Origin of the sequence: Actinoplanes philippinensis, assembly GCF_900113015.1 — a bacterium.
Taxonomy (GTDB): domain Bacteria; phylum Actinomycetota; class Actinomycetes; order Mycobacteriales; family Micromonosporaceae; genus Actinoplanes; species Actinoplanes philippinensis.
Genome location: NZ_FONV01000043.1, coordinates 1 through 10,744 on the forward strand (window position 1 = coordinate 1; position 10,744 = coordinate 10,744).

Genomic DNA, 10,744 nt, shown 5'->3' on the forward strand with positions numbered 1-10,744 from the left:
TCGGCGGTGTACGACAGTGTGGTGCCGGAGTTGCGTAAGCGTCCGGCGATCAAGGCGATCGTGCACTTCGACACCAAGCGTGACAACCAGGGTGACCGTGACATCAGCATCGACAGCACCCCGGCGAGCCTGGCGGCATTCAAGAAGCTGGCCGCGAACCCGATCTTCAACGTCAAGCTGAGCTGACCCGTCCGAGCCGCCACCCCCACCGGGTGGCGGCTCAGCGGCGTTCCGGCGACACCTCGATCACGTGCTTGCCGAACACCCCACCCGCTTCGAGGCTGCGGTGCGCGTCGGCGGCCCGGTCCATCGGGAACACGGTGTCGATCACCGGCCGCAGGGCGCCCGACTCGACGAGACGGGTCAGCTCGGCGATCCGCTCGGCGGACGGATTGTTGCTGAACGTGACCACGTTGCGGTGCCCGGCGATGAACACGAACGTCTTGAGCAGCGCCTCCGGGTCGAGCGCCAGCGCCACCATCCGGCCGCCCGGCGCCAGCAGGCGACGATGGACGGGCAGATCGGTCCCGACGAGGTCGAGGATGACGTCGAACGCGCCCAGCGTCCCGGGATCGGCGGTGCGGTAGTCGACGGCCGTCCCGGCGCCCAGCTCCCGGACCCGGTCGAGGTGCCGCGCGCCGGCCAGCGCCGTGACGTGCGCGCCGAGCGCCCGGCCGAGCTGGACGGCGACACTGCCGACGCCGCCGGCCGCACCCCGTACCAGAAGGCGTTGCCCTTGCCGGAGGCGGACGGTCTCGGTCAGAGCGGTCAGCACGGTGGTCCCGGCCGACGGCAGCGCCGCGGCCTCCAGCAGGCCGGCGTTCGCCGGGGCAAGGGCAACGAGCTTCCGGGGTACGGCCACCAGCTCCGCCGTACTCCCGAAGGTCAGGTGCGGCATCAGCCCCCAGACCGCGTCGCCGGCCCGGAAGTGGCGCACCCCGTCGCCGACGGCCTCCACGTGCCCGGCGAACTCGTTGCCGACCCCGGCGGGCGGCCGGTGCCGCATGACGCGCCGCAGCCGGCCGGCGCGGATCGCCGTCTCGCCGCCGCCGACGCCCGCGGCCCTGACCCGGACCAGCACCTCACCCCGTCCGGCGCGAGGTTCCGGCAGGTCGGCGACGTGGAGCACGTCGGCGGGCCCGAAGGCGTCGTAGCGGACTGCGCGCATGGTTCTCCCCATTCCGTCGAAGTGGGGTGGCACCCCACTTAGTGCTCGCTACACTAACCGGAGGAGAACCCCATTTAGTCGGTGAAAGGAGCGCGGGTGACGAGAGCCACTACCGGACGGCCACTGCGCGCCGACGCCCGGCGCAACTACGACCGGATCCTCGCCGCGGCCGAGACGGTCTTCGCCGAGCAGGGCGCCGACGGCTCGCTGGAGGAGATCGCCCGGCGCGCCGAGGTCGGGTCGGCCACCCTGCACCGGCACTTCCCGTCCCGGCGTGCCCTGCTGCTCGCGGTCTTCGAGGACGGCATCGCCGCCCTGTGCGCGCGGGCCCGAGCCCTGATCGACGCCGACGCCGACCCCGGGGCGGCCCTGACGACCTGGCTGCGGGCGCTCGCCGCCTACACCGCCACCCACCGGGGACTGTCGCTGTCGCTGCTGCCGTCCGGCCCCGCCACCGGCGCCGACGACCGCTGTCACGTGATGCTCGGCGACGCCGGCCGGCCGCTCCTGGATCGCGCGCAGCGGGCCGGCGCGGTGCGGCCCGACGTGGCGCTCGCCGACCTGCTCACCCTGGTCACGGCGATCGCCCTGGCCACCGAGGCGACCGGCGACCCGGCCGAGGCCGAGCGCCTGCTGACCCTGGCCCTGACCGGCATCGGCGTCAGGCCAGCAGCTTCGCCTTCGCCGCGGTGAACTCCTCGTCGGTGAGCAGGCCCGCGGTCTTCATCTCGCCCAGCTTCACGAGTTGCGCCATCAGGTCGTTCCCGGCCTGGGCGGGCTCCAGCGCCGGCTGCGGAGCCACGGTGGACTCGGGAGTGGCGACCACTGCCGGGACGACCAGGTTGGTGGAGGCCGCCCCGGCCCGGCGCAGCTCGACGTCACGCTGGTAGTGATGCTGCGACCAGTAGCGGCGCACCGTGTTCGCCTGCTGCAGGATCAGGTCACGGACCTTCGCGGGATCCTCGATCGACAGCAGCGTCAGCTCGTTCTGCCCGTACTTCTTGGCGTGCGCCGGATCCAGGCGCAGGGTGAGGTCACCGACGCCGCGGACCCGCTGGGTGATGTGCTGGGTGAGGTCGGCGTCGATCACCAGCCAGATCGGGATGACCTCCTCACGGGTGGAGATGACCCCCGAGGAGAACCGGATCGCGTCCGTGGTGACCGTGTAGGAGCCGGTCTGCACACGGCCACCGGTGGCCAGCGAGGCCAGATCCTGCGACGATCCCGACCACAGCACGTCACCGAGCGCAGGGTTCACTTCAACCGTCCTTCTCCACCGTGGATGTCAGCGGAAGAGTAGAACAGCGTGACCATCCCCGTCAGCCGGTGATCAGCAGCGTGTGGACGTGGGTGATCAGGCCGTCCGCGATCAGGGCGATGTCGATGCCCCGGACCACGGGCGGGCGGCCCTCCGGACCGAAGGCCCACGGCAGGTGCCCCAGGTCGTGACTGATGAGCAGCGGGCCGTCGGGGGAGAACACGAACCCCGGCGCCTCGTCGAGGATCTTCTGAGCCTTGGCGTCGAGCGCGTCGTACCTGACCACCACCTCCTCCGGGTCGGCGAAACGCACCCCCGGCGCGTAGGTCCGCGTGATGGCCGCGCGGCGCCGCTCGGGGTCGCGCTCGTTGAAGACCTCCAGAAGATTCGCATACATGAGCTGCTCGATCGTTGCCACGCCGGCTCCCTCGTCCCGCGGCGGTCGATCCGCCGTCCTGTCGCACCACCTCGCCCAGATGGAGGCGCTCAGCGAGATCATGGACGCCCTCAAGAAGCACCTCGATTGATCGTCAGCCCGGTCCTGCCAGGTCTCTCCCGACGTAGGTGATCACGCCGTCGACCGCGTCGTCGTCGATGCCCTCCAGGTCGATGATGAGGCGGTCGACACCCACGTCGGCGTACCGGCGGACGGTCTCCGGGCCGGGCACCCCGGGCGGGGTCATGGTGATCTCCAGATCGCCCAGCCCGTCCGGCCGCTGCTCGTCCCGGCCCGCCTCGGCCAGCGCCCGCAACGCCTCAGCCGTCGCCTCCGGATCCAGGCCCCAGCCGTACCAGCCGCTCCCGTGCCGGACCGCCCGCCGGTACGCGGCAGCCGAATGACCCCCGACCACGATCGGCGGGTGCGGGCGCTGCACCGGCGACGGATGCTGCACCACACCGGAGAACGACACGAACCGGCCCTCGAACGACCGCTCGGCGCCCCACAGGGCCCGCATCACCCGCAGATACTCCTCCGTCCGGGCGCCCCGCTCGGCGAGCGTCACCCCCATCGCGTTGAGCTCGGGCTCCACATACCCCGCCCCGACCGCGACGGTCAACCGGCCACCGGACAGCACGTCCAGCGAGGTGACCTGCTTCGCCAGCAGCACCGGCTGGCGCTGCGGAAGCACGATCAGGCCGACCCCGAGACGAACCCGCTCGGTCACGGCCGCCAGGTAGCCCAACGCGACCAGCGCCTCCAGCCGCGGCGGATTCCCCTCACCGGCCGGCAACGCGATGTGGTCGCCCACCCACAGCGACTCGAACCCGGCCTCCTCGGCCGCTCTCGCCCGCCGGACCAGCACGCCGGGGTCGACGTTGCGGTCACGGTGCAGCCCGTACAACCCGAACTTCATGATCAGCCACCTCTGCGTCGTCGTGCCGGTGCGATCGTTCTCGTCCCCGCACAGTACGGGCACGCGGGCAACCGGATCGACGGCGATCGGACGGTGGGGGCGCATCGCCTGCGGGTCGTGGTGTTCGATCATCCCGTGATCGACTGGACCGCGGTGCGCGATGTGCGAGGTGACTCCGGCGTCATCGTCGGCGAGCTGCTCGACCGGCTCGAGCGGGAACCGGATGCCGCCCTGTGGGAGGAGCTCGACAGCCGGCTGATCGTCGAGGCCGAATGTTTCTGCTCGGCCGGGTTCGCCGCTCTGCCCGCACTCGGCCGGCTGGCGCAGTCCGGCGACACCGAACAGCGCGACCGGGCGCTGGATCTCGCCGCGCTGATCACCCGGACGCTGCACCGCCACCACGAGGACGACCGTCTGGTCCGGGCCGCGGCGCCGACGCTGGTGGCACTGCACCGCCTCGCCCGGAAGCGCATCGCCTCAGCCGCCGGGCCCGCGACGGTGCGGCAACTGCAGGACATACTGGCCTTCGCCGGTTACACGTTCTGGGCCGCCATCAGCCTGGACTTCACCGACGAGCACTACCACCTCGACTGTCCGCACTGCTCGACCCGGCTGGCGATCGTGATCGGCGACTACGGCCACTACTCGGCGATCCGCGACCACCATGACGGGGACATCCTTCGAGTCCCGCTCCGCCCGGCCAACCCGGCGCAACTGAGCGGAATATCGCGATGGATGCACGACACCGCGGTGGCCGCGGGCGACATGATCCTGGCCGACGGGCTCACCCACCTCTTCGGACGAGCGGGATGCGGCGCGTGCGGCAGCACGTTCGACCTGGCCGGCTGGTTCGAGGCGGAGAACAGCCCGACCCAGCCCGTCGACGCCGTCGTGCCCCGAACGGACCGTTCGAGCTGACGGCCGGCCGGTGGCCGGGATCATTCAGTCCGAGTCGAGGCCGTGGCAGGCGGTCGGGGTGCAGCCCTCGCCGAGGCCGTGGCAGGTGGGGCAGCGTTCGGCCTGCGTTGTGGTGGGGACGGGGTCCTTCATGACGGCCTCCTCGGCTCGTGGCGGTTCACTGATCACCCTGCCGGTACCGCCGCGGCCGCGGCAGGGTCTTCCGGCCCGCCCCGCAGTGACCGGAAGCGGAACCGGCGCGCGCGGTCACGGCGGGATCTGCGCAGACGGGGATGGCCGAAAGCGATCACCCGACGCTCTTGCCGGGGGCCTGCGGAGCCGACAGGATGGACGGCATTCGATGGGAGGCGCCGGTGGCGGATGCGGGCTGGCCCGAGATGAGTTGCTGGCTGGCCGCCGAGCTGGTGGGACTGCCGGACCGGCGCACCGCGGTGCTCGGAGACTTCCTGGCGCTGGCCGAGGCGGGGCATCTGGACGTCGCCGCGCATCCCGACCGGTACGACGTCCAGGTCCCGGTGTCGATGCCGGAGGGGCTGCCGGCCGAGCACGCCGAGATGCTGTACGCGCTGGCGTCCGGCCCCGAGTTCTTTCTGCGCGCCCCGGTGCGGGAGCGGCTGGGCAAACCGGCGGGCAACCGGATCCGGCTGGGACGGCTGCGGGTGGCCGGCCGGCGCAGTGCGGCTCGTCTGTCGTACACCCGCAGGCCTTTGCCTGGTTTGAGCCGGACGGGCACGCAGCAGCGGCAGCGCCTGCTGGATCTGCCGGACCGCCTCCCGTCGGCGCCCGGTGACCCGGCCGCCCTGCCGTGGGCGCGCCTGTTCCTGGGCGACGACGAGTTCGGTGACTGGTACGACCGGCACCTCGAACGGTACGGGCCGCCCGGCTGGCTGACCATGAACGGCACCCGCGACGGCGACCCGTCCGGGCCTGACGGGGTGCGCGGGCTGTTCGTGGTGCTCGCCGAGGAGATGGCCGACGGCGATCCGAAACCGGCGCCGGGGGCACGGCGGGACTTCTTCGTGCCGCACGGGGAACGCGCGGCGCCGGTCGCCGCGCCGATCACCGAGCAGCACCCGTGGGCGGGGGAGGTGGCCGCCGCTCACGCCCGGGCGCGGGCCGGTGGGAGCGGCGACGCGCTCTTCGCGCTCACCGACGTGGACGCCGTCACCGCGATGATCGAGCAGGCCCACGCCGCCGGTGACGAGGGGGCCGCCGCCGACGCCGAGGAACGGCTGCTCGCCCTGACCGGCCTCGTTCCGGGCGCCGACGAGACCACCCGGGCCGCCGGCCTGGCCGCGCGCCGCCGGGCCGGGCCGTCCGGCGAGCTGTTCGGCCTGTCGCTGGCGCTGTGGGCGCACGTGATGGTGGTCGCCGGGCGTGCCGGCCAGGGCAGATCTCTCGGGGATCAGGCGGTCCACCTCCTCGCGCCGGGCGGGACGGCCGGTTTCCTCGCGTTCGCCTACGACGCGGTGGCGGCGGCGTCGTTCCGGTCGGGGCGGTTCCTGGCCGCGGAGCGGGCGCTGACGGCGGGGGCCGAGGTGCTGCGGCCGTACGCGGACAGCCACCACCGGGAGGACCTGGCCCGGTTCGAGCGGCTGCTCGGCGACGACGGGCTCCGGCTCGTGGCGGGGCCGGGGCTCGACGAGGCGGACCGGAGCTACGCCGCCGGGGTCGCGCTCGGCGGGACCGATCCGGCGGCGGCGTGGGAGTCGCTGGCGGCGGCGCGACAGTGGTTCGACGAGGTGTGGAACCCGAGGATCGCGATGGACGCCCTGACCCGGTGGCATCGGTCGCTGCTGCGCCGCGGGGGCCGCGCCCATTGGCGGTCCGCGCTGGTGGCGCACACGCTGGGCCGTGCCGGCGACGTCGCCGAGGAGGGCCGGCGGGCGATCTGGTGCTTCGAGCGGGCCCGGCCCGCCGACGACGACGACGGACGCTCCGACTGGGCCGCCGAGTCGATGACCGTGATCGGTGACGTGGCCCAGCTCGCCGTGCTCGGCGGTGACACCGACCGCGGGCTGCGGCTGATCGCCGACGGCATCGCGATCGGCAAGGCCTGCCCGTACGCTCACCGGCCGGCCCGGCGGGCCCTGGGCACGCTGCTGCACAACCGGGCGGACACGATGGCCGGCGTCATCGTCGAGCGGGGCGGCGCCGCGCCGTACACGCTGGGGGAGGCGGGCCGGGCGATCGCCACCGCCGCGGAGATCCGGGAGAGCCTGGCCGGCGTCGACCCGCTGGCGGTGTGGGAGCTGGCCAACACGTACCTGCTGGCCTCGAAGATCGCCGCCCTGGGCGGCAACCACCGGGTCGCGGTGGAGATGGTCTGCCGCACCGGCGTGTTGTGCGCCGATCCGGGCGGGGCGGCCGGTGCTCTGCGCGGTGACCTGGCCGCGGTCGCGGGGACGCTCGCCGACCTGGCGCCGGCCGAGGTGGCGGCGGCGCGGGCGGCGGGCCGCTGGCCACGCTGACGACCCGGCACATCGTCGGCGTCAGTCCCGGAGGGGCCGTCCGGTGCGGCCGTGTCCTACTCCGACTGGACCACGGTGAAGGGTGGGCGTACGCCCTCGGTCAGCTCGGCTGCCGCCTCCAGGGCCATCACCGCGCGCTGCTGGCTGGTGACCTCCGGCGTGCGGGCCGTGGAGTGCAGTGATCCGAGGGCGACCAGGTATCCGGAGCCGACCGCGGCATAACCCGAGATCGTATGGCCGATCTGATAGTCGTCGCCGACGACGTAGAGGCGGCCGTGAATGCCGACCAGGAACTGTCCACCCTGTTCCTGGCCGTTGTCGTTGCGGGCGTAGCCGCCCGTGGACAGGCACTCGCGGACGGCCTCGATGAACGTGGTCACCATGAAACGGTCCACGTCCCAGGTGTCGGGTTCGCCGACGGTCAGCGAATACCGCAGCAGCTGGCCCATCCGGTAGCTGGTCGTGAACCCCATCAGGTAGGGGCCCACCTGGAAGACCTTGGAATCCGACCGCACCGCGACGTGCCATCCGTCGCTGCCCGCGGAGTCGCCGCCGATGGTGACGGTCCGCCCGTCCGTGATGCCCACGATGCAGGTCATGCCCGTCACTCTAGGGCGGCGGGCCGTCGGTGGCGTGCCTGCCCGGGGAGCTGACACGGTGTGCCGTCAGACGGCCGGGTCCAGGAGGTCGATCATCTGCTGTTCGTCGAGTCTGACGTCGACGTCCAGGTCGACGGCGGCGCTCAGCTGCGGGCTCACCAGCCCGGGGTCGATGCCGCGGCGCACCGCGTACCCGCGGACCGCCGTCAGCAGCACCGCCGCCGTCTCCCGGCGCCCGGCCAGCGCCAGCGCCTGCGCGCCCATGTAGAGGCAGGTGAGCAGGTTGCCGAGGTCGTCCTCGACGCGGAACAGGCGCAGCGACCGGCGGATCGCGGCCAGCGCGTCGTCGGGGGCGACCGGTGAGCCGGCCCGGCCCGGGGTGATGCCGGCGAGGCCGACCCAGCCGAGTCCCATCTCGCCGAGCGCCGCCGCCCAGCCCTGCCGGCGGCCGAGGGCTTCGGCGATGGCACCTGTGAGCACGGCGCGTGCCTCGTCGAGGCGGCCGAGGCCGGTCAGCGCGAAGCCGAGGCACACTTCGGCGGACGGGACGATCCAGTCCTCGCCGTAGGCGCGGGCGGCGGCCACCGACTCGCGAGCCCGCCGCTCGGCGGCCGGGTAGTCCTCCAGCCCGTGGGCGACCACCGACTCGTAGTAGAGCATCTGCGCGTACACCACACGTTCCGCCTGGTCAGCGGGCGGGTCCAAGACCTTGCGAGCCTCGTCCAGCCATCGGCGCGCGCCCTCGAGGTCGCCGCTGATGAACCGGACCGTCGCCCCGGCGGCCAGCGCACGGCCACGATCGGCGGCCGGGGCGTGCGGCGCCGCGGCGAGTGCCGCGCCGAGCAGCCGCAGCCCGGTGGCCGTGTGCCCGGCCCGGAACCAGAACCACGCCATCAGCGAGGCGGTACGCAGCGCGGCCTCGGGAGCGGCGGTCAGGTCGTGCTCGATGCCGGCGTGCACGTTGGCCAGGTCGCGGCGCAGCACCCGCATCGCGTGCGACGAGTGCTCGCCGGACAGTTCGGGCACCCAGCGGGCGACCAGGGCGTGCACCCAGTCGGCGTGGCCGCGGCGGCTGGCGGCCGGGTCGGGATCGTGGGCCCGGCAGTACGCCCGGATGATCTCCAGGAGCCGGTACCGGGTGGGTGTCACGTCGATGTCGGCGGCCACCACCGATCGGGCGACCAGGGCGGACAGCCGGTCGAGGTCGTCGTCGGCGGCGTCCAGCGGGAAGCCGCCCTCGAACGGCCACAACCGCAGCAGCAGCGCCCGGCCGGCCGGTGGCAGCAGGTCCACGCTCCACGCGACGGCGGCCTCCAGCGTCTGGTGCGGGGTGATCGCCCCGCCCGGGACGGTCCCCAGCGACGGGAACCGGTCGCCGAGCATGTCGCTCAGGTCGCCGAGACTCACCATCCGGGAGCGGGCGGCGGCCAGTTCGAGGGCGAGCGGGATGCCGTCGAGGGCGGCGGCGATGTGGGCCAGGTGCGCGGCGTCGGCGGCGTCCGGCCGCCAGCCGGGCCGCTGCGCCGAGATCCGGTCGACCAGCAGCTCGACCGCCGCGGTGACCGGCAGCGGATCGACCGGGAGCAGCTGCTCGCCGGTGACCGCGAGCGGTTCGCGGCTGGTCGCCAGCACCCGCAGGCCGGGGCAGTGCGCCAGCAGGTGCAGGACCAGCTCGCCGACCGGGCCGGCCAGGTGCTCACAGTTGTCGAGCAGCAGCATGCCGGGCCGGTCGGCGAGAGCGGCGGTGACCCGCTCCAGCGTCGATCCGCGCAGGCCCAGCGCGGCGGCGACGGCCGGCAGCGGATCGGCCGAGTCCGCGAGGCGGACGAACCAGGCGCGATCGGCGGCGAACTCGACGCCCAGCCGCGTCTTGCCGGCCCCGCCCGGTCCGACGAGCGTGACCAGACGGTGTACGGACGTGAGCCGCCCGAGCAGCGCCAGCTCGGTGTCGCGCCCCAGGAACGCCGACAGCGGCCGTGGTGTGCCGGCCGGGCGGGCCTCCCGCAGCAGCCGCGGATCCTGCAGCAGCAGCCGGCGTTCCAGGTCCTGCAGCGCCGGGCCCGGGTCGAGGCCGAGCTCCTCGGCGAGCAGGTCCCGGACCCGGCGCAGCGACGACAGCGCGTCCGCCTGCCGGCCGCTCCGGTACTGGGCGAGGATCAGCAGCTCCCAGCGGCGCTCCCGGTACGGCTCCGCGCGTACCGCCTTCTCGAGATCACCGACCGTGCCGGCCGCGTCCCCGGCGGCGAGCCGCGCCGCGAGGCGTTCCTCGACGGCCACCGCGCGCAGCTCGCCCAGCCGGGCCCGATACGACGCGGCATGCTCGGGCAGCTCGGCGAAGGCCTCGCCCCGCCACATGCCGAGGGCGCCGGCGAGCGCCTGCGCCGCCTGGTCGGCGTGCCCCTCGGCCAGCAGCCGGCGGCCGTGCTCGACCAGCTCGGCGAACCGGTCGGCGTCGAGGTCGCCGACGCGCAGCAGATAGCCGTCGCCGGCCCGGGCCAGCGACTCCCGGTCGGCGCCGAGCCCTTTGCGCAGCCGCGACACGTACGAGAACAGCGAGCTCCTCGGGTTGGCCGGCGGCTCCGCGCCCCACAGCAGGTCGATGAGGGTGTCCTCGCCGACCGGCCGCCCGTGCGCCGCCGCCAGCGCCGTGACCAGCCGACGGGGCAGCAACCCCGGCAGCGGTACGGACGTGCCGTCCACCTGGATCTCGACCGGTCCGAGGACCCTGCACGTCAGCACGCGGCAGATCATAGGGCTACGGGGCCGGGCCCGGATGTCGCCGAACTGTCAGTCCGGCCGGAAGGGCTGCACGGCGTGCATCTGACCGGCGGCCGCCCGGATCGGATCGATACCACCACGAGGTACGGTCGGCGCATGAGTAGCCCTGTGTCAACCCGCCACGGTTTGATCTTGGTTGAGGAGTCGTTGGAGGGCTCGGTGTTGTGCGGGATCGTAGGCGGTGCCGGTGGTCCAGC

9 protein-coding genes and 1 pseudogene are annotated in these 10,744 nt (G+C 73.7%); 4 read left to right on the forward strand and 6 right to left on the reverse strand.

Going from position 1 to position 10,744, the window contains the following annotated elements; translation table 11 throughout:
• Positions 1-186: pseudogene (locus tag BM290_RS46710) on the forward strand (CBM96 family carbohydrate-binding protein); the annotation flags it as partial.
• A 34-nt stretch (positions 187-220) separates the two neighbouring features.
• Here BM290_RS46710 and BM290_RS46715 read toward each other — a convergent pair.
• Positions 221-1,168, reverse strand: coding sequence for an NAD(P)-dependent alcohol dehydrogenase (locus BM290_RS46715; RefSeq protein WP_093622473.1), 948 nt, complete (start codon positions 1,166-1,168; stop codon positions 221-223).
• Between the two features lie 96 nt (positions 1,169-1,264).
• Here BM290_RS46715 and BM290_RS46720 point away from each other — a divergent pair, with 96 nt between their 5' ends.
• Positions 1,265-1,861, forward strand: coding sequence for a TetR/AcrR family transcriptional regulator (locus tag BM290_RS46720; RefSeq protein WP_239144154.1), 597 nt, complete (start codon positions 1,265-1,267; stop codon positions 1,859-1,861).
• Here the strand turns inward: BM290_RS46720 and BM290_RS46725 are convergent.
• From BM290_RS46725 to BM290_RS46735, 3 genes are all read right to left on the reverse strand, one after another.
• Positions 1,830-2,426, reverse strand: a complete 597-nt coding sequence (locus BM290_RS46725; RefSeq protein WP_093622474.1) for a PH domain-containing protein — start codon at positions 2,424-2,426, stop codon at positions 1,830-1,832. The two genes, BM290_RS46720 and BM290_RS46725, sit on opposite strands and share 32 nt — an antisense overlap.
• Positions 2,427-2,487: 61 nt before the next feature.
• Positions 2,488-2,844: a nuclear transport factor 2 family protein gene (locus BM290_RS46730; protein ID WP_093622475.1), complete on the reverse strand. Its 357-nt coding sequence runs from the start codon at positions 2,842-2,844 to the stop codon at positions 2,488-2,490.
• Between the two features lie 112 nt (positions 2,845-2,956).
• On the reverse strand, positions 2,957-3,781 hold the full coding sequence (locus BM290_RS46735; protein ID WP_177320196.1) for a TIGR03619 family F420-dependent LLM class oxidoreductase: 825 nt from the start codon (positions 3,779-3,781) through the stop codon (positions 2,957-2,959).
• A 135-nt stretch (positions 3,782-3,916) separates the two neighbouring features.
• Between BM290_RS46735 and BM290_RS46740 the strand changes: the two genes are divergently transcribed.
• On the forward strand, positions 3,917-4,699 hold the full coding sequence (locus tag BM290_RS46740; protein ID WP_093622477.1) for a hypothetical protein: 783 nt from the start codon (positions 3,917-3,919) through the stop codon (positions 4,697-4,699).
• A gap of 326 nt (positions 4,700-5,025) precedes the next feature.
• On the forward strand, positions 5,026-7,170 hold the full coding sequence (locus tag BM290_RS46745; RefSeq protein WP_143134230.1) for a hypothetical protein: 2,145 nt from the start codon (positions 5,026-5,028) through the stop codon (positions 7,168-7,170).
• Between the two features lie 56 nt (positions 7,171-7,226).
• On the opposite strand, the gene BM290_RS46750 is transcribed toward BM290_RS46745, so the two are convergent.
• Together BM290_RS46750 and BM290_RS46755 are read right to left on the reverse strand one after the other, a co-directional pair.
• A complete protein-coding gene (locus tag BM290_RS46750) occupies positions 7,227-7,769 on the reverse strand; it encodes a hypothetical protein (protein WP_093622479.1) in 543 nt (180 codons plus the stop codon).
• Positions 7,770-7,835: 66 nt separating this feature from the next.
• Entirely contained in the window at positions 7,836-10,508 is a 2,673-nt protein-coding gene (locus BM290_RS46755) for an AfsR/SARP family transcriptional regulator (RefSeq protein ID WP_177320197.1), read from the reverse strand.
• Positions 10,509-10,744 lie beyond the last annotated feature (236 nt).

What these genes read in the sequence shown, in the direction of transcription:
- BM290_RS46750 (WP_093622479.1), bottom strand. Translation starts at nt 7,769, where the DNA reads ATGACCTGCATCGTGGGCATCACGGACGGGCGGACCGTCACCATCGGC.
- BM290_RS46745 (WP_143134230.1), top strand. Translation starts at nt 5,026, where the DNA reads ATGGACGGCATTCGATGGGAGGCGCCGGTGGCGGATGCGGGCTGGCCC.
- BM290_RS46735 (WP_177320196.1), bottom strand. Translation starts at nt 3,781, where the DNA reads ATGAAGTTCGGGTTGTACGGGCTGCACCGTGACCGCAACGTCGACCCC.
- BM290_RS46715 (WP_093622473.1), bottom strand. Translation starts at nt 1,168, where the DNA reads ATGCGCGCAGTCCGCTACGACGCCTTCGGGCCCGCCGACGTGCTCCAC.